General features: G+C 53.3%; 15 protein-coding genes and 1 pseudogene. 10 read left to right on the plus strand and 6 right to left on the minus strand.

From position 1 onward, the window contains the following. Positions 1-69 precede the first annotated feature (69 nt). The 3 genes from KR51_RS00475 (at position 70) to KR51_RS00480 (ending at position 2230) form a co-directional block, all read left to right on the plus strand. The gene (locus KR51_RS00475) at positions 70-282 is read left to right on the plus strand and encodes a DUF433 domain-containing protein (protein WP_232214477.1); all 213 of its coding nucleotides are present in this window, start codon (positions 70-72) and stop codon (positions 280-282) included. 13 nt (positions 283-295) lie between these two features. After that, complete coding sequence (locus tag KR51_RS20035; protein ID WP_071783168.1) at positions 296-715, plus strand: DUF5615 family PIN-like protein; 420 nt, start codon at positions 296-298, stop codon at positions 713-715. 660 nt (positions 716-1375) lie between these two features. Then, a complete protein-coding gene (locus KR51_RS00480; RefSeq protein ID WP_022603760.1) occupies positions 1376-2230 on the plus strand; it encodes a DNA adenine methylase in 855 nt (284 codons plus the stop codon). Positions 2231-2618: 388 nt separating this feature from the next. On the opposite strand, the gene KR51_RS00490 is transcribed toward KR51_RS00480, so the two are convergent. Further along, entirely contained in the window at positions 2619-3365 is a 747-nt protein-coding gene (locus KR51_RS00490; RefSeq protein WP_022603764.1) for a bacitracin resistance protein bacA, read from the minus strand. A gap of 367 nt (positions 3366-3732) precedes the next feature. Between KR51_RS00490 and egtC the strand changes: the two genes are divergently transcribed. Next, entirely contained in the window at positions 3733-4671 is a 939-nt protein-coding gene (gene egtC / locus KR51_RS00495; protein ID WP_232214478.1) for an ergothioneine biosynthesis protein EgtC, read from the plus strand. Beyond that, the gene (locus KR51_RS00500; protein WP_022603768.1) at positions 4643-5887 is read left to right on the plus strand and encodes an SUMF1/EgtB/PvdO family nonheme iron enzyme; all 1245 of its coding nucleotides are present in this window, start codon (positions 4643-4645) and stop codon (positions 5885-5887) included. The genes egtC and KR51_RS00500 overlap by 29 nt, the downstream gene beginning before the upstream one ends. A gap of 307 nt (positions 5888-6194) precedes the next feature. Here KR51_RS00500 and KR51_RS00505 read toward each other — a convergent pair whose 3' ends face one another. Both KR51_RS00505 and KR51_RS00515 read right to left on the minus strand, forming a co-directional pair. Next, entirely contained in the window at positions 6195-8531 is a 2337-nt protein-coding gene (locus KR51_RS00505; protein ID WP_198016641.1) for a beta strand repeat-containing protein, read from the minus strand. Positions 8532-9456: 925 nt separating this feature from the next. Beyond that, positions 9457-11751: a beta strand repeat-containing protein gene (locus KR51_RS00515; RefSeq protein ID WP_022603774.1), complete on the minus strand. Its 2295-nt coding sequence runs from the start codon at positions 11749-11751 to the stop codon at positions 9457-9459. 907 nt (positions 11752-12658) lie between these two features. Between KR51_RS00515 and KR51_RS20840 the strand changes: the two genes are divergently transcribed. Further along, positions 12659-12781 carry a hypothetical protein gene (locus KR51_RS20840; RefSeq protein ID WP_269634852.1) on the plus strand — a complete coding sequence of 41 codons (123 nt, stop codon included), beginning with the start codon at positions 12659-12661 and terminating at the stop codon, positions 12779-12781. Positions 12782-12992: 211 nt separating this feature from the next. Here the strand turns inward: KR51_RS20840 and KR51_RS18975 are convergent, their stop codons facing one another. Next, a complete protein-coding gene (locus tag KR51_RS18975; protein WP_156914891.1) occupies positions 12993-13217 on the minus strand; it encodes a hypothetical protein in 225 nt (74 codons plus the stop codon). Between the two features lie 157 nt (positions 13218-13374). Beyond that, complete coding sequence (locus tag KR51_RS18980; RefSeq protein WP_022603778.1) at positions 13375-13647, minus strand: hypothetical protein; 273 nt, start codon at positions 13645-13647, stop codon at positions 13375-13377. A 139-nt stretch (positions 13648-13786) separates the two neighbouring features. Here KR51_RS18980 and KR51_RS00525 point away from each other — a divergent pair, with 139 nt between their 5' ends. Further along, on the plus strand, positions 13787-14611 hold the full coding sequence (locus KR51_RS00525; RefSeq protein WP_022603780.1) for a manganese efflux pump: 825 nt from the start codon (positions 13787-13789) through the stop codon (positions 14609-14611). Between the two features lie 83 nt (positions 14612-14694). On the opposite strand, the gene KR51_RS00530 is transcribed toward KR51_RS00525, so the two are convergent. Then, positions 14695-15660, minus strand: coding sequence for an undecaprenyl-diphosphate phosphatase (locus KR51_RS00530; RefSeq protein ID WP_040654563.1), 966 nt, complete (start codon positions 15658-15660; stop codon positions 14695-14697). A gap of 632 nt (positions 15661-16292) precedes the next feature. Here KR51_RS00530 and KR51_RS00535 point away from each other — a divergent pair. The 3 genes and pseudogenes from KR51_RS00535 (at position 16293) to KR51_RS00545 (ending at position 19308) form a co-directional block, all read left to right on the plus strand. Beyond that, positions 16293-17075: a 4'-phosphopantetheinyl transferase family protein gene (locus KR51_RS00535; protein WP_022603786.1), complete on the plus strand. Its 783-nt coding sequence runs from the start codon at positions 16293-16295 to the stop codon at positions 17073-17075. Positions 17076-17480: 405 nt separating this feature from the next. Further along, positions 17481-18178: pseudogene (locus tag KR51_RS00540) on the plus strand (IS1 family transposase). Between the two features lie 230 nt (positions 18179-18408). Beyond that, positions 18409-19308: a class I SAM-dependent methyltransferase gene (locus KR51_RS00545; protein WP_232214479.1), complete on the plus strand. Its 900-nt coding sequence runs from the start codon at positions 18409-18411 to the stop codon at positions 19306-19308. Positions 19309-19475: the final 167 nt, after the last annotated feature.

Here is a 19475-nt window from a genome sequence, read left to right on the forward strand (position 1 = left end):
CACGCTCCCGGGAGTAGGTCGCGATCGACACCATTTTATTGACACAATATCGATCTCGGTTCGGATGTCATGGAGCGCATCGCAGTCGATCCACAAGTCCATGTCGGCAAACCTTGTGGAGCCGGGACGCGGATCTCCGTGCAGCGAGTATTGGAGCTGCTTGCCGTGGGAGTGTCTGCCGAGGCGATTGCACGAGACTACTACCCGGCCTTCAGATCCAAGACGTGCGTGCGTGTCTGGAGTCGGCGATCGCGCTGGTCGCTGCCGAGGACGTGCAGCTGACACCGATACACTCGTGAAACTTTTACCCGACCAAGACGCTTACGCGCTCACTGTCCGCTTTTTAGCTGAAGCAGGGCACGACGTCGTGACTGTAGCCGAGCTCTATTTAGCACGGGCGACAGATATCGAAATTTGGGCTGCTGCAGGGGCGAGCAAACGCATCCTCGTGACTCGAGATAGCAACCACGGCAATCTAGTATTGGTAAGGGCTTCGGGTTCCGGCGTAATCTGGTTCCGGCGTAATCTACTGACGTGCGACTCCCAGCAACCTGAATCGCATTCGTGCCGAGCTGGTAGGTTACTCGTCAGCTACTCTGCAGAAGAGTTAGCAGCAGCGTTTGTGGTTGTGGAACCGAATAGGCATCGTTTGAGGAAAAGGCAGCCGCCGCCAGAGCAGTCAGAAGGTTGTATAGAAAGAACTTTGATTATTTAAACAGTTTCCTTCTTGAACTGCAATTTACAGCATTTGAGTCAAATCAATCTAGATTTTGTTTTACAACAATACACTAGAAAGCCACCTTGATATCTCCTGTAGTCTCGGGGCAAGAATACACTGGACAGCTGCTTAAAAAATGCGCACGATCGGAGATATCAAAAGGACAAAATGATTTCCACAAGATAATCTCTGGAACTTGTGCAGCAAGCACAGAACAGAGAGATTATGACAATCGAGCCCAACAAAAAGTGGAACAATGGAGATAAAACCAGGCTCTAGACGCCAATCACCTATGAGGATATTGCTTTTCGATCGTTGACTCAATATAGTACAATGAACCCAAGGAACTATTCTTGTTTAAAAGCGAGCATTCTAAAGTCGATTACCTTCGAATGAAGATATAAAAGATGGGTAAATTATGATGATTATTTACTCTAATATTTTTTCCCAAAAGAAAGTAGGCGATCGAGTGCGATCGATTCCGTTGCTACGCCTCACCAGGCTGAATATGATTGGATGCAGTAAAGAATGTGAATATCTTCCAAAAATGACATATAGCGGTTGTGCGTAAAAACTGCCTCAATCCTATCGGGGAGAAGTTCATCAAAAGCTTACTTGCAGAAGCCCCTCTCAACAACGTCGGATTTTTGTTGGAAAATGCCTGAGTATAAAATCAAAAGTCCTTTGAGATATCCTGGCGGTAAGTCAAAGGCCATCTCTCGTCTTTCACAGTACATACCCCCTTTTCAAGAGCTGCGAGAGCCATTTTTCGGTGGGGGATCTGTTTCATTTTATTGTGCCCAGATTTTTCCAAATACCAAGCTTAAAGCCAGCGACATCAATTACGACCTTTACTGTTTTTGGGAACAGCTGTCGGTCGATCCAGATCCTCTAATCGAGCATGTGTGGGACGTAAAGTTTAAGTGTGATAACGGTAGAGCTCTCTACCAAGAGCTATGCGGACGCCGTGACTCTGATTTATCAGATCTTCAACGTGCGGTTGACTTTTTCATTCTTAACCGCATTACATTCTCTGGGACTATCGATAGTGGGGGTTATTCCGAGAAGGCTTTTCAGTCGCGCTTCACAACTTCATCGATCGAAAGACTAGAGAAAGCAAAGGAAATCGCACGTCAGATTTCCTTTCACCATGCCGACTATCATCAGTTACTTTGTGAACCCGGTTACGATGTATTCCTATTCCTTGACCCACCCTATTACAGTGCAACAAAATCAAAGCTTTATGGGAAAAAGGGAGATCTACACATGCACTTCGACCACCAACGCTTCTTTGAAGAACTTGTTAATTGCAAACATCGCTGGCTTGTCACCTATGACAACAGCGAATACATTCGAGAACTATACGCCGACTTTTATCAACTTGAATGGGAGCTACAGTATGGAATGAATAACTATAAAAAGACTACCGCTGCCAGAGGTAAAGAGCTGTTAATTGCCAACTTTGAGCTTGTTCTAGAAACACAATCGCTGCCAAGTCGATTCACCCAATAGCAAACGTTAAGGCTGTTTCTAAAAAATCCATCCTTCGTCAAGAAATGCCTCAAGCAGCAGAAAAGTTAGCCACCGTCGCCATTTAGCAACACATCGAGATAAATAACTAGCCCTCTGTGTCAACCTGGGTTCTTGGGAAGCATGCCCGAACTTGAGCCATTAGAGTGCTTGCAGCTTTTCCATGCTCGAGTAGTGGAGGTGGAGAGGAGAAAGGCGCGCAGTTCTGCAGCGGACTCGGTGATATCGATATGGAGCTTTCCCGGCATGATGACTCATCTCGAGAACCTGACACCTGCTACTCATATCACATTTTTCCGGATTAGGTATTACTTCAATGCTGCTGAATTCACGCCTGATTTCCGTCTTAGACTTCTGTTTTAAACCAGGTCTAAACCAATAACAACAAAACCGCGTAAAGCGCTGCACCACCAGTAAAAGACCAGAAACAACTCTTCTGCTCGTCTGGCAGTTCTCGCTTTAGAATATTGAGGATTAGGCTGCCGGCTAAAAAGGCCCAAACTATCGAAACTGCGGCTTCATTTAGATTTGCGATTTGAGCTGCGATCGCCCCCATCATAATCGCTGCGGTCAAAAACCAGCGCCCTCGGCGATCGTAGGAAGATTTGTGATGCTCTCGCAAATTGAAATCGATGACAAAAAAGTGCAAGGCAACCGCCACGAAAAATAAAATACACTGAAATAAGTTGTGTTCGCTTAGATCTTGAAGCAAATAGCCAAAAATTGCGTTCATGCATATAAAGACGGCGATATGAATCCAAAACACTAAAGAACTCGCGCGATCGGCATCGTTTCTTGCGCGGTTGAGGCCTCGCGAAGCAAGCGCCAAAATATCAAGCCCATAAAACACGAGTAGCCCCAAAAGAGCGAGGATGTAGACGTGATTCTCTAGATAAGCAATAAAGGGAATGGCAGAATGTTCTAATTCTGCCTGGACGTGACTTAGTTCTGGGAAAATCTCTAAAAAAACATAGCCAACTGAAACACCCCCAGCAAACGAAACCCACCGATGCTCGGGGACGACGGCCGAGATGTTTAGTTTTGGTGAAAATGCATGGATCGAGGCTAGGCTAGCCGCCAAAAGAAGCCCGGGTCCTTGTACGATTGCATCGCTCATTAACTTTAATGGTGAAAACTTAAGTGTGAATAGCTCACTTTGGTATGCCTAGAATGCCGTTGCCGATGAAGGTGGGAGCAGAGTTGCTACGCAGTCCGATCTCATCCTCACTTTAACTCTAGAAAGTTCGCTGAGAGCGAGAGCTCAACTCTACGCGGAGCACAGTACCTGTCGATGCCAGGAATGCCGGACGCAATTGCGATGGATTCGGGCTTCAATCGAGTGCGATAACCGGGATCGATCGCGTATCGTCGAGAGTGATGCATACCTGTAACGTCGATTTGCTTGCTGCGATCTCGCAGGTGAGTGTAGCAAAATAACTTTTCAAACCCATTCCCGACTTGTTTGCCCGGAGCGATCGCCGGCGATGGTCTGGTTCCCGCGAGGACGAGTTCGAGCTAAGATCGGGACGCTTTTTGCCGGTCGGATTTTGCCCTCGGGTGCCGGACCGGTCGAGCTCACCAAGATTCTCAAGCTCACGCAGATTGCTATGTGTCGTCTGGTCGGATATCTCGGACCGTCCTTGAAGGTCGATCGCCTGGTGTGCGAACCGCCCCATTCGCTGGTCGCTCAGGCCTATCAGCCGCGCGAGATGGAATTGGCAATCCTCAATGCCGACGGGTTCGGTATCGGTTGGTTCGGACGCGATCGCTCCGCTGCCCCGTTTTCCTATCGGAGCGTGATGCCGATATGGACCGACCCGAATCTCACGCAGCTCGCCCGCTATATCGAGTCCGAGTGCTTTGTCGGGTACGTCCGCAGCGCTACGCCGGGACTGGCTGTCGATATCAGTAACTGTCAGCCCTTCACGACTAATGGACTGTTGTTGCCGAGTCCGCTGTTGTTCTTACACAACGGCTATATCGAAAACTTCCGGCAGACGCTTTACCGCGACATCCGTATGTCGCTATCCGGCGACCTATATCGCTTTGTACACGGCACCACCGACTCCGAGCACATCTTCGCGCTGATTCTCCACGAATTGGAAGCCGACCCAACGCGCTCGATTGCTGCAGCCCTCGAACGCGCCCTGGCAACGCTGACAGCCCTTGCCCGCGAGAAACACGTCGGTTTCTGCGCCAATATCTTGCTGAGCGACGGAACGCAGCTCGTTGCCAGCCGCTATGCATGCGGCACCACGGTTCCTAGCCTTTACTGGCTAAACAATGCCCCCGAGCTGCCCGATGCGATCGCGATCGCTTCCGAGCCGCTCTTTGAGGGCCCGTGGCAGCGCTGTCCCGAGCACAGCATCATTCAAGCAGGAGGACCTGACGGTCGTGCCGTACGCATCCACTCAATCGTCTAAACAGGCGATCGTCCAGGCTTTCGAGCAGTGCCGCACGCGCACGCTCGACTGGTTTGCCACGCTCGATCGCGCGAACCTTTGCCGGCAAGCACACCCAGAATTTAGCCCAGTTGGCTGGCACCTCGGACACATTGCGTTTACCGAAGCGCTGTGGATTCTCGAGCGTTGTGCGGGTGAATCGGATCCGTTTCCCGAACACCGGCAGCTCTTCGCTGCTGACGGTTTGCCGAAAACCGCCCGCCAGGAATTACCGAATACTGAGTTTCTCTGTGAATACTTACACGTCGTGCGCGATCGCGTTTGGCGCTATCTAGATCGCGCGCCGCTGGAGCAACAGGCACGCCTGTGGTGGTGGTTGTTGCAACATGAATGCCAACACAACGAGACGATCGCGATTGTCCTCCAGCTCCAACGCTGGAATCCGGCCGAACTGCAACCACCGACTGCCCGCCCCATAAGAAGCGTTCTCGACACCTCAGAGATGGCATTCGTCCCGGCTGGACCGTGCACGATCGGCAGCGATCGCCTGGCGCAGGATAACGCGCGTCCGGCTTGTCCGGTCGAGTTAGATGCATTTTGGATCGACCGCTATCCAGTCACCTGCGAGCAGTTTCGCGAGTTTATGGCAGTAGGCGGATACCGCCAACGGCAGTGGTGGTGTGAGGACGGCTGGCACTGGCTGCAGTCCAATCCCGTCGCGCAACCGCTGTACTGGTCGGACGATCGCGCCTTCGACCGGCATCCAGTTTACGGCGTCAGTTGGTACGAAGCCACTGCCTACGCTCGTTTCGTTGGCAAACGGTTGCCTACCGAGCTGGAATGGGAAAAAGCCGCCTGCTGGGACCCGATTGCCGGACGCGCGCGCGATTACCCCTGGGGCAACGCGGCCCCAACGGCGCGATTGGGAAACTATGACGGTTTTGTCGGGCAAACTTCAGCAGTGGACGCGCACCCGGCAGGTGCCAGCACTCTCGGCTGCACGGACTTACTCGGCAACGTCTGGGAGTGGACCGCATCGGGGTTCGACGGCTATTCCGGCTTCGCGCCCTATCCCTATTCGGGCTATTCGCGGAGCTACTTCGATCGCCGGCATCGCGTTCTGCGCGGCGGTAGTTGGGCAACGCGACCGTGGGCGCTCCATCCCTGCTGGCGCAATTGGTATCAACCTCACGTTAGGCAGGTATTTGCAGGTTTTCGTTGTACCCGCGATCTGTAAGGTGACATGGTATTTTTCATGCTGAAAGGCTTCACTTCTGCCCCCTGACCCTACACGGCTACCTTCTCAAACACTTTCTTGTTTCCAGGACGTGACACTGACTGTCCTCCTTAGCGGCTGCAAATTTACGGGGGGTCGGGCTTATCTCTGGGTAAACGGTCATTGAATTTGCGGGGTGAACTCTTCTAATCTCTGCGGTCTAGCGAAACGCAAGCCCCAAACGATTCAGGGGTCTAAGGTCGAGCGACCCTAGACCCCCTTGCGATCGAGAAGCCGCAATATTGGCGTCCCCTCGTGCCCCTAGATGTTAGGCAATGAGAGAGCGGCTGCCGGCATTGTTGCTTATGGAGTCCTCCCATATGTTGGCGTTGGCCAAGAGGCTAGTGCCATTCGTGCTAATGCCAGTGGTTAGGGAAGCCCCTGACGTGTTGGCGAGATCCAAAACAGCGAACAGATCGTCAGCGCTATCGACGATACCGTTAGAGTTAAGATCCCAGAAGGCCTCAAAATCCCCCAACGTCCCAGGAATTATGAGAAAAGGTGTGTTAGGGTCGAAGCCTAATAAGTCTACTCCCTGCTCGAAATCGGAGATAAAGGCAAAGTCACTGTTGCCACCCCCAACGTAGAAGGGGCCGCTCGCAGCGTCACCGAGGATGAACTCGTCGGGACCAAAGCCACCAGTTAGCAAGTCTATCTCGCCTTGGCCGGGATTACTGCCTGAGGGACCAAAGTCGATCGTAAAGGTGCTGGTCAGGGGATCGCTCTGAAGCGTTCCCGCAACACCAGTTAGGAAATCCAAGCCCGCTGAGCTAGACCCTTCACCAAAAAGAACGTCATCCCCGGCGCCACCAATGAGGATGTTTGTCCCGTCATCACCCTTGATAACGTCGTCGTTCTGAGTGCCGACGACATCTACAAAGTTCTGGGTGTTGAATTGCAAGGAGTTGCCGCCCGGTAGGTTTTCGATGGTGACGTCGCCCACCGTCAGGTCGATCTTGAAGGAACCCGTGTTTAGCCCGCCGCCAGGGATAACCGGGCTAGCGATCGGGGTGCCGTCGATGATGTTGAACTGACCGGTGGTCCCGATGATGCTTTCAACGCTGGGATTGAAGGGGTCGCCATTCTCGCCCAAAAGTTGGTCGGTACCGAAGTCGCCGAAGTTCTTAAGGATGCTTCCCCCGTTTTGGATGGTCAGCAGGCCGAGACCGGCAGTGCTGTAGTCGAGGACGTCAGCCCCAGCAGAGCCGTCGTAGGTATCGTTGCCATCGCTGCCGAAAAAGACGTTGTCTTGGTCGTTGCCGACGATGGTGTCATCGTTTTGAGTGCCGATGACATTGTTGAAGTTGACCACTTCAAATGCTAAGTTCGTGCCGACGACGACATCGTTAATCACTAGGGAGTTTGCACCCAAGTCGATATCGAACGAGCCGGTATTATCGAAGCCGGCAATCGGGCTGCCATTGATGGTGTTGGTTTCGCTCGCATCGCCAACAATGCGCTCGATGCTGGGAGACAAGCCGCTAGCACCGCCATCCAAGGTGTCGACGCCGCCAATGCCTTTGCTAATCGTGCCGAGGTTGTTTAGAGTAACACCGCCAACGTTAGCGCCGCTGTAGTCGACGGTATCAGTGCCGCTGCCGCCGCTGAAGCTGTCAGAACCCTCACTGCCAAAAAAGGTGTTGTCCTGGCTGCTGCCGAGGATGGTGTCGTTGTTTTCGGTGCCGCGAACGTCAACGAAGTTGATAACTTCAAACGCCAGGTTCGTGCCGACGACGACATCGTTAATCACTAGGGAGTTTGCACCCAAGTCGATATCGAACGAGCCGGTGTTGCTAAAACCAGCGACTGGAGAACCGTCGATGATGTTGTCGAGATTCTGAGCGCCGACGATGCGCTCGATACTGGGGGATAATCCATCGAGGCCGAGACCTACAAGTTGGTCGGTGCCAACAACGTTGCCTTCGGCGTCGGTTTTATTGATTAGACCCAGGTTCCCTAGGGAGATGATTAGGTCCAAGTCGCTGTAATCGAGGGTGTCAATTGCCGGGTCGGGCAAGCTCGTCCCGCTAATGGATCCGCCATTGTAGGTGTCGTTGCCAAGGCTGCCGAAGAAAGTGTTGTTCTGGTCGTCACCGGTAATCGTGTCGTCGTTCTGGGTACCAACGACATTGGTGAAGTTCTGGACGGTGAAGCTCAGAGGTCCACTGGGAATGCCATTGATAATCAACGAGTTGCTGGCGAGGTTGACGTCGAAGGAGCCCGTGTTGTTGAAGCCTTCAACAGGGGAGCCATCAATGGTGTTGACGATCCCGGCGCCGATCGCGCCAATAATGACTTCAACCGACTCAATGCGGTCGACACCGCCACTTGCCTTGGCGATCGCTCCGAGGGCGTTCAGCGTGATGGATTCACCGCTAGCAGCGTAATCCACAGTGTCGATACCGGAACCACCATCGATCGTATTGCTTCCGGTGCGATCGCCGACAAGGATGGTGTCATTGCCAGCTTGAGCCAATACCGTGTCGTCGAACCCATCATTGGACAGAAAGATCGTGTCGTTCCCTTCACGAGCGATGATGAAGTCGACCTCAAACGGATTGTCGAACAAGAGATCGTCGAGAGAAGTACCAAGAATAAAAGCCACGTCAAAATCCCCTACTGTGATTGAATTGCGCGTCAGCATCCGAGCCCGTGCGGTGCAAGGTTGCGACACTTCACCACAAATGAAATGACAACCTCGACCACATGCGGATTCGGTTTCAACAAAGGGAAGACTTTTGCTAGGCGATCTACAGAAAAGCAGTCTGCATCGGGAGCCCAAAGAGTTTGCAGCTCCCGACATCAACGCTTGACATAGCATCAAGGTCGAGCTATGTTGTAGGACCAGGATTAACAAGCCAGCCCTAGATAATGCAATCAAAGGCGGTCAGTTTTTCCTTAGTCGCACGCTCAGATACCGCGCTCGTACTCGTCTGGTTTCCTAGTTCCAACCCGTACGTGCACGGCAAGCAAAAGTGCCTCCAGTTGAACCGTAGAAGCTTCAAGCTTTCTTCGGTTCAACTGAAGTCTATAGTAGTTTTTATATCGAAACAAGTCAAGATTTCTTTCGAGGTTTATCTTATTATTTTTCCCTTGGCGATGTAAATTATTCTGTGCAATACGGTTATCGACGAGTTAGTTTAGAGTACTTCGAGGACTGCGCCACATACCGACGCAAGAAAGAATCGACCAAAGACGAACAACTGCTCCACGCACTGCTTGAGGATTACTTTTGTCTCGAATATATTCTCGAGGGATGGACTTCTGGAGCATTCCCCTCACAACTGGCTGAACGTTTACTCCTAGTGAGTTGAGCCACTATTCTGATTGATTAATATGTGCCTCACAAACCTGGCAAGTTCCTCCCGAGGTTCCAAGGGTTTCAGGAGATGTTTCGGTCAGCCAGCTTGTGGTCTCTGATGTCTAGCAACATGCAAGCTCCAATAGATTCAAGGGTCTAAGGTCGTGAGACCCTAGACCCCTTGCGATCGAGAAGCAGCAATATTTGCTTCCCTTCGAGCCCCTAGAGGTTAGGAAATGAACGTGCGGCTGCCGGCAACGTCGTCGGCGCTGGCGTTAGCGAAGAGGCTATGGGCATTCGTAAAGGAGGACCCTGCTGAGTCGGCGAGATCCGTAACGGCGAACAGATCGTCGGCGCTATCGAGGATACCGTTGAAGTTGAGATCCCAGAAGGACTCAAAATCGCCTAACGTCCCAGCAACCGTGATAACAGGTGTGTTCGGGTCGAAGACCATCCTGTCTACACCTGGCTCGAAGTCGGAGATAAAGGCAAAGTCGTTATTGCCACCCCCAACGTAGAAGGGACCGCTGGTGGCGTCGCCAAGGATGAATCGGTCGGGGCCGGAACCCCCGGTTAGCAAGTCAATCTCACCTTGGCCGGGGTTACTGCCGGCGGGACCGAAGTCGATGTTAAAGTTGCCCGTCACCGGATCGCTCTCGAGCGTGCCCTCAACACCAGTAAGGAAATCCAAAGCAGAGGAGCTAGACCCTTCACCGAAGAGAGCGTCATCCCCAGCACCTCCAATGAGGATGTTGGTCCCGTTGTCACCCCTAATAACGTCGTCGTTTTGAGTACCGACGACATCCACAAAGTTCTGGGTATTGAATTGCAAAGAGTTACCGCCCGGCAGGTTATCGATGGTAACATTGCCCACCCTCAGGTCGATATTGAAGGAACCCGTGTTTAGACCGACGCCTGGAATCGGAGTACCGTCGATGATATTGAACTGACCGTTGGTCCCGATGATGGATTCAACACTGGGATCGAAGAGGTCGCCATTCTCGCCAAAGATTTGGTCGGTACCGAAGTCGCCGAAGTTCTTGAGGATGCTTCCTCCGTTTTGGATGGTCAGCAGTCCGAGACCGGCAGTGCTGTAGTCGAGGACGTCAGCACCCGCAGAGCCGTTGTAGGTATCGTTGCCATCGCTGCCGAAGAAGACGTTGTCTCGGTCGTTGCCGACGATGGTGTCGTCGTTTTGAGTGCCGATGACATTGTCGAAGTTGACAACTTCAAACACCAGGTCTGTTCCGAGGACGTCGTTTAGGATTAAGGAGTTTGCGCCTAAATCGATATCGAAAGAGACAGTGTTGTCGAAGCCGGCAGTCGTCGCGCCATTGATGGTGTTGGTTTCGGTCGCATCGCCAACAAGGCGATCGATGCTGACAACCAAGCTGGTAGGAGGGCTATCAAAATCAAACCTGTCCACACCGCCAATGCCTTTGGTAATCGTGCCGAGGCTGTTTAGAGTAACGCCGCCAACGTTAGCACCGGTGTAGTCGATGGTATTAAAGCCGCCGCCGCCGCTGAAGCTGTCAGAACCCTTACTGCCAAAAAAGGTGTTGTCCTTGCTGCTGCCAATGATGATGTCGTCGTTTTTGGTGCCGCGAACGTCAACGAAGTTGACAACTTCAAACGCCTGGTCAATACCTGGGACGACATTCTTAATGACTAAGGAGTTTGCACCCAGGTCGATCTTGAAAGAGCCGGTGTTGCCAAAACCGCCAACCTCGGAGCCGTCGATGATGTTGTTGAGATCCTGACCGCCGACAATGCGCTCGATGCTGGGGGTTAATTGACCGAAGCCGAGGCCAACAATTTGGTCGGTGCCAATAACGTTGCCTTCGGCGTCGATTTTGTTGATGAGACCCAGGTTTTCTAGGGAGATGGTCAAGCCCAGGTCGCTGTAGTCGACGGTGTCGATTGCGTTGTCGGGTAGGGTCGTCCCGCCTAGTGAGCCGCCATTGAAGGTGTCGTTGCCGAGGCTGCCGAAGAAGGTGTTGCTCTGCTCGTCACCGGTAATCGTGTCGTCGTTCTGGGTACCAACGACATTGGTGAAGTTCTGGACGGTGAAGCTCAGAGGACCACCTGGGCTGCCACTGATAATCAAGGAATTATTGGCGAGGTTAACGTTGAAGGAGCCAGTGTTATTGAAGCCTTCAACAGGGGAGCCATCGATGGTGTTAACGATCCCGGCGCCGATCGCGCCGATAATGACTTCAACCGACTGTATGCGGTCGACACCGCCACTTGCCTTGGTGATTTTTCCTAGGGCATTCAGCGTGATGGATTCACCTAATGCGGAATAATCAACGGTGTCGACACCGGAACCACCATCGATTGTATTGTTGCCGGTGCGATCGCCGATTAGTATTGTGTCATCGCCAGACTGAGCCAATACCGTGTCGTCAAAGCCATCATTGCTCAAAAAGATTGTGTCGTCACCCCCCCGAGCGACGATAAAGTCTACATCAAACGGATTGTCGAACAAGAAATCGTCGCCACACGTACCAGAAATAAAGGTCACGCCACCTTCTCCTATGTAGGTTGAATTACACGCCCGTACCCGAGTGCGCGTGCAAGGAAACGACACTTCAACACAAATGAAATGAAATGCCATCCACGATCGCAAGCGGATTCGGTTTCAACAAAGGGAGGACTTTTGCTAGTCGATCGACCGACAAAACAGTCCTTATCGGGAACCCACAGTGTTTGTAGGCCCCTGATATCAACAGCTTGCCCCAACATCAAGGTCGAGCTATGATACGGTGATAGGGGTCACTAATCAGCCTTAGATAAACCAATCAAAGGCCGTTGGCGATTTCCTTAATTGCACGCATCTATACCGCGATCGTACTCATCTGGCTTCCTAGTTCCAACGGGTACGTTCGCGGGAAGCAAAAGTGCCTCCGGATGAACTGTAGGAAGTTTTTTCTTCCTTCAGTTCACCTGAAGTCTATAGCAGTTCTTGTGTCGAGACAAGCAGAATATGCCTTGATGCAAGCTAAGAATTGTTTCAAAGCTTATCTTTTTATTAAAATTGCAAAATATCGCGAGTAATGTAAATCCTTTTATGCAACCTGTTTGCGATCTGTTATCGGCGAGGTAGTAGACGGTACTTCGAGAGGCGCATTATGCTCCGACGCAGCAAAGAAACGACAAAAGCCGGCCAACTGCTCGACGAACGGCTGTAGAACTACTCTGGTTCCGAGTAGATTTTCGGGGAGTGAAGTCTGCTGAAGCAATTTACCTCACGGCTAGTGGAACGGACACTCCAGGGTGAGTTGAACTACCTACTGCAGGAGAACGGGCAGCCAGCCCCAACCCTCCTCCCAACTTGACCAATAGCTGCTCGGGAAAACTGTGAAAACTAATCAGGGCAGCTTAAGACCTAAAGGTCTCCAGAGGAGGCAGCACCGATGGCCTAGGGGAAGATGAATGCAACGCCGTTTGACATCATCAGCACCTCGGCGAGTGTCATCGGTCGCTTGGCTGAGCCCATCTTCATCGCTAGCTTCACTCCCTTCTCCAGCAACGGTGCGCTCCCTCGCAGTTGAGCGCAAACCGCAACCCCGTCACACTCTGTCGCTGCCCGGCTACTAGCTTCTTCACATTCAGATTCTGCTGCCGACGGTAGGCGCTGCATCATCACCTCCGTCTGGCATGGTAGCTATTAGATGATGCCAATGAACTGCCTCTGCGCCACTGAAAACAGAGTCCGGATGCTTGGCTTTGCGTCTAGTCCTCGCGGTCGCCTCTCGGACCCCTTCACCTTGCCGGCCACTTCCAGCCCCAGAGCCATACCTGCCGATACACGACTTGCGGATGCCGAGCTCGCGTCTGGCATTCAAGGGCGATCGCCCAGAGACTCTGGCTGTAGCAGCGCTCCCCATCGGTGCACAGTCGCACGCAGATCGCCAGAGACGCCCAGTCCCAAAACTCACCCCGCCCGAGCGAACCACCGTGCTTCGCGCCGACACATCCAACTGCCAATCCAGTAGCGGCTCTCGCGCTCCAGTCAGCTTAACGCCCACCCCGGACTGGGCTAGCCGCGCGAATGCACCTACCTTGGTGTGTAAGCTTCACCGCCCTCAACCGCGATCTCGGCTGGTTCGGGAACCAGCGGCGACCAAGCCGAACTGTCGTCTGCCTATCGCTGCCCCCAGAGGATGATGCTGGCAGGCGAGACGGACTCGACGCGCGTGCTGGCGCGAACGCTCAAGTTTTCGGTTCGCATCTTCAGGCTGCGTTCGACCCATGCGCTGGGCGTGCGCCAGCGCGCCATGGAGGAGCCGGTGCGGTCGTTGAAGCGGCGATCGCAATCGCGGCCCCAGTAGCGTTGGGAAGGACGACCGGACTGGCGTGGAGTGGTGCCGGCACGGACGGTCTGGTTGCCTTGGCAGCGGTGGCATGGAACGGACATGCGTTCTGAAACGTATGGGTGCCATTCCAATCTTATCCCTTTTCCCGATGGTGCCAAAACTCGGAGTTGCAGATCGACGCTCAGCCCGTCCGTGCAGTTCTTTGTTACGCTATACCAGAAAAGTTAGGATGTTTTGAACGTGTTCGACTCGTCTGGGTTTTACGCTGCCGTAAATCCACAGTATCTCCTCATCAATGGCGCGATCGGAATCGGTATTGCTGCAGATGCAATGATTGCTACTGTTGGAAGATTTCGTCGCTTCGAGCGCGTCAAGGATGCCCTGACTTGGGCAGCGGCGATCGGGCTGACCCATACAGTGTTTCCCACAATCGGGTTGATCGGACTGTGGTATGCTGCCAGCTCGTTCCCCTCACTGAAAGCAGTGATTTATGGTATTGGATTCCTCGTGATGATCTGGTTTATTGCCGAGATGATTCGAGAGGTCGCCGGCTTCGACGATGATGGCACCGAGCTTGAGGACGATTCGGACTTCCTTTACCAATTTCTATCGCGGCACTCAAAATTTTGGGCCGCTGTCTGGGCCGTTTCTATCGATGCCTTGGTCACGGGTCCTGGTAAGACCGCCGCTACCGCCCAGTGGAGTCAGATCCAAGTTTTGGGTAGTTTCCCTCTCGTAGGGTTCGTGGTGTTTGGCTTGGTGATGCTTAGCGCATGGCCCGCGATCGCTCTGCGCAGACACTGGCAAGAAAATAAATTCGACAATCCCGAAGGCTTGGCAAAGTTTACGACAATCGGCTCCTGGGTGGAGCTCGGCATTTTCCTTTACTTTGCTTACTTGGCGGTTTTTGAAACGATCGTCGCGCTGGGCATTAGCCCCATCATCAACGAGTTTTTGATTGCCGGTGGGTTAAGTATTGTCACCGCTGCGATTCTGATAGCAACACTTTGGGAACGAGTCTGGGGGCATCAACTAAAAGAGGCAGAAGAGTTGCTCGAGCGATAAACTGGAAGCTTTACTTCAAAGCGCGGCTTGGGAACGCGTTTTTCGCGTGCCGAACATGCGGTTCCGCGATCGTGAATTGGGGTTTATTGCGTCAACCACCCCGAGAAAATACCCCAAAACACGAATGCGCCAAACAGCAACCGATACCACACGAACACCCACGCGTCCTGTTGCTGCAGAAACCGAATCAACCCCGCGATCGCGACATAGGACGACGCAACTGCCGTCACCACAGCGACCAGCAACGGCAGTGCTTCAGCATTGGCAAAGCCGCTCTCGATTAAGTCCAGCAGTTCGACCAAGCCCGCCAGCGCGATCGCCGGAATCCCCATCAGAAAAGAGAATCGCGCTGCCGTTGCCCGCTCCAAGCCCAAGAACAATCCGGCTGTGATGGTGGAGCCCGAACGCGACACGCCCGGTATCAGTGCCAAGCACTGTGCCAGTCCCATTAAGATGCCGTCCCGCGCGTCGAGTTGGTCGTAATCGCGCTGGCGAGTGCCCAACCATTCTGCAACGCCGAGTAACAAACCCATCACCACCGACGCGATCGCGATCGCCGTCAGCCCTCGGAGCGGCGTGTTGTCTAAATCCGGCACCAGCGCTTTCAAGAGCAACCCGCAAATCACGATTGGCACCGTTCCCATCAAGATTCCGGCCGTCAACCGCAGCTCCGGGACCTGCCAGTCTCGCGATCGAATGCCATGCCACGTACCGCGCCCGAGTCGGACCAAGTCTCCCCAGAAGTACCACAACACGGCTGCAACGCTGCCGAGCTGCACGATTGCCTCATAGGTCACGCCCGGTTTGCCCCAACCCAACGCGATCGGCACAACGTTCATGTGTGCCGTGCTGCTGATCGGCAAGAACTCCGTCAGTCCTTGCACGAGTCCTAATACGGCTGCCTGCACCCAGTTGTAATTTCCCACGGCAATACTGCCAGTTGCTGGGGCGGCTTCTGGTTGTGCTGCTACTCCAGCCGCCAGTGCTGTCAACCCACCCAACGCGATCGCTCCGACGAGCCGCACGTATTGTTTGCTGCCTCTTCTCATAGCTCGCTCGAAACGTTCTCTAAACTGTCTGGAAACTGTTGGAACACTCGCTGGCTGCAGGTGCGCCTGCCCTGCGCAGCACAGTATACTGCTACAGGTATTTGCGACGATGCGATCGCTTATGACAGGTTGCCCCCATTTGGTAAAGACAACCCAACTTCTCAGCATCCTAAACCCATCTCCTAAGCGACCAAATGTTCTTCGTGCAGACCAATCTAATTGCCAATCCAGGTGCGGATTTCTTGCTCCAGTCGGCTCAACGTCCAACTCGAGCTTTACTAGCCGAGCAATTACGCTCTAACCTGGGGTAAAGTTCATCACATTTAACCGAAATCTCCTCTTGGACGTGCAATGCCGTGACCGTGATGGACTGTAATCTGCTAAACGCTGCTCCCGCGGGATGATGCCAGCGGGGGAGTCGGACTCAACTTGCCCGCAGCGAGAACACCCAGGAGTTTCTCAAGGCTAGGCAGTCGTCCAACACCCTTAGAGAGGCGTCACACCTGCATCGTTCGTCCTTTCGAAAGCGTCTCCAAACTGCCAGCTTGTCGAAGGTTCTGCGCACTGGTGGCACTAGCGATCGCCAATAGTCCCGATACGCTCTCTACCCGTCTTGTTCTTTTTACCTTGTCATGGAAACGGTTGCATCAGAGTCTGGTTTACTGGCAGCTGCCTCTGTTCTCGGCAACGGGGTTTGGCAATTGCCCCCCTCGCACTTGACGCTACCCCCTCAACAAATCCACATTTGGTGCTTGCCTCTCACAGATGCGGACATTGCAGGATACTGCTCCCTGCTGTCACTTGACGAGCAGCGGCGTTTAAATCGGTTACACGGGGAAACGTTGCAACGTCGGTTCGCGGTCGGTCGCGGGCGTCTGCGAGTGCTGCTCGGACGCTACCTAGAGCGCGACCCTGCAGAATTGCAGTTTCAATATGGCAAATACGGTAAACCTGCTTTGCGCTCGTCAACCCCGACCGTACAGTTCAATCTCTCTCATTCAGGGGACTTAGCTCTTTGTGCTGTCGCTCCGCCAGACTGCCGTGCCTTAGGCATCGACCTGGAGTGTTCTCGACCGCTAGCTGCCGCTGAGTTAGCACGTCAGTTTTTCAGTCCCCGCGAAGCCGAGGCGATCGCGCTACTGCCACCTGAAGAGGGTCAGCGAGCCTTTTTGCGCATGTGGACGCTGAAAGAAGCTCGTTTGAAGGCGACCGGTGTGGGGATTTCTGAAGGGCTAGCACAGGTCGAGGTCGATTTGGACCATCCATCGCGCTGCCCGGGCGAGCAAGAGTGGACGATCGGTGAGTTGACGGTTGGGAATGGGTACTTCGGTGCCTTCGCCGCGATCGGGCACGGGTGGCAGTGCCATTACTTCCAGATGAATTGGACTACAAAAAATAGGGCGATCGGGCTGTAAGAGCGGAGGAATCCGGGCCCTCGCCTTATTCCGATATGCCCACTACGCCCCGAAAGTTGCTCTCGATCCACTTGGACAAGTGCTGAACGCGCGGGTGTTTGAGCGCTGTCATGTGGTTCTCCGGACCATGCCAGGACAAAAGCTCTGGTGCCCACGAGCGTCATGCCTCAACACTGTTCGCAATTGATTTGGCATTGGTTGCTACGGGCAGCTTGGACTCGCTCTGCAAAACAAGGCCAGTTCGACCAGGACAAGGGCTTTCCGTTTGATAGTTTGTCCTGAGAGCGTTTCCAAAGGTGCGAACGACCCCTTGCAGGTCTTCTGCCTTGGAGCGTGCCGGTACAAAACCATGCTGAAGAAGACTCTCATGCAAGCAGCGGATTTGGGCATTGCACAATAGTAAGGATGAGATGCCCTAAATGCCGATCCCAGCAAATTCGTAAGAACTGCCACCGATGTGGCAAGCAAAACTACCATTGCTAGGACTACGGCCCTAAATTTGTCGAGTCCTACTCTCAACGTGGTTACCCACCGGAGGTTCGGGAAGAATGCTTGCGGTGATACTTCGAGGGGCAGGGGTTCCGGAGCATAGAACGTTGCCCTAGGGTCAGCCAAAACACCGTCATCCATTGAGTTCGTTTGAGTGCACAGGAGCTCCCCCAGCTCCCCATTGACGAGAATCAGGCTCCTGAGACTTGGGAGGTCGATGAACTACAAACCTTCACGGGGCAAAGAAAAAAATGGATATGGACGGTGGTTGACCATAAACGGCCTGGCATCCTTACCTGCATGGTTGGCGACCGCAGCAGCCAGTCCTTTGAGATGCTCTGGAGCGCGTGCAAGGGTGGGCTGGTTTCTGGTGGGTGAGCGATGGCTACCCGGTGTAACCAAAGTTTATTGATGCGACAGAGCACCTGATGAGTAAAACGCATATGACCCGAGTGGAGGGAGAGAATACAAGGCTGGGGCATTACCTAGTCAGACTGAAGCGCAAGACTCTTTGCTATTCCAAATCTGAAGAGATGCTGACGCAATCGGTTAGGCTCCTGAGGCATTATTTGGATTACCGGACAGTGCCAACTCCAAGGTCAGTCATCTCTTAAGTGTGCATCGCCTGTTTTTCGTTAGTTAGGGAGTTCAATCCTGAAAGCTCTAATAGGGAAGCTCTCAATGCGGCCGTCCTCGATCTACCCTGCGAGCGGACGAACAGCACTCGCAGCCCGGCTGAAAAGGTTGAATATCGTTAAGTCTGGCCGAGAGTCCGGCAGCAATGCGCTAGTCTCGTGAAATTGCGTTGGAGATGGCAATGGCATCGAACGGTTCTTCTGCAGGAATGTCTTCTCGCTTGGCAGTGACGGCGATTAATGGGCTGCTAGCGGTCAAGCCGCTGGCGGCGGTTGCAAAACGCCAGGCACGGCAAAAGATCGTCAAGCGAGCGGAAGCCAATGGCATTCCCTGGCGCGAGAACGTACGCCAACTCCAGCAGCAAAACTTGCAGGCAGATTACGACGCGATCGCCAACCCCAACCTCGAGTATCCGGAGTACTACTGCCGTCCGTTTCATGCCTATGCTGAGGGGAACTTGAACTGGCAAGCTGCTTGGGAAGCAGAATCGGCAGCAATGGCCGTTCATGCCATCCTCTGCGAAGAAACGGGCGATCGCGGCGACTTCAAGTTGCGCCGCGGCTACACGAAGGCGTTTCGCGATCGCGTTGAAATCGCACCGCAGCGCATCGTAGATTTGGGCTGTAGCGTCGGGTTGAGCACGTTTGAGCTAGAAGAAATCTATCCCGAAGCCGAAATCACGGGGGTCGATCTGTCACCGTACTTTCTGTCCGTGGCCCACCGGCGCGGGCAAGAGCGTCGGTCGAGCATTCAATGGCGACATTCAGCAGCAGAAACAACGGGGCTGCCGGCTGGCAAGTGGGATTTAGTATCGATTTGCTTGGTCTTTCACGAATTGCCCCAGCAAGCCGCCCTAGCCGTCCTCAAAGAGGCACGACGGTTGTTAAAACCGGGTGGATATCTAACTTTCATGGATATGAACCCACAGTCGGAGGCATATAAAACCATGCCGCCCTACGTGTTGACACTGCTTAAAAGCACCGAACCGTACCTGGACGAGTATTTCTCGTTGGATTTAGAAGGCGCGATCGCGTCGGCCGGCTTCACTCCACCGACAGTAAGGTTCAACAGTCCCCGCCATCGCACGTTAATTGCACGGGCTCTTTGATTGACATTGCACAAGGGTGTTGAGAATGCAGTGGGTTAATTGGGTCTTTCGAGCAACCGGCTAACCTGCCAATTTTAATCACTATACAGAATATAAGGGGAGATTAGTTGCCGAGCCAACTTCTCTTACTATCTGCGATCGAGAAGAAACCAAGTCGTATCAAGTAG

The sequence above is a fragment of the Rubidibacter lacunae KORDI 51-2 genome (genome assembly GCF_000473895.1).
Classification (GTDB): domain Bacteria; phylum Cyanobacteriota; class Cyanobacteriia; order Cyanobacteriales; family Rubidibacteraceae; genus Rubidibacter; species Rubidibacter lacunae.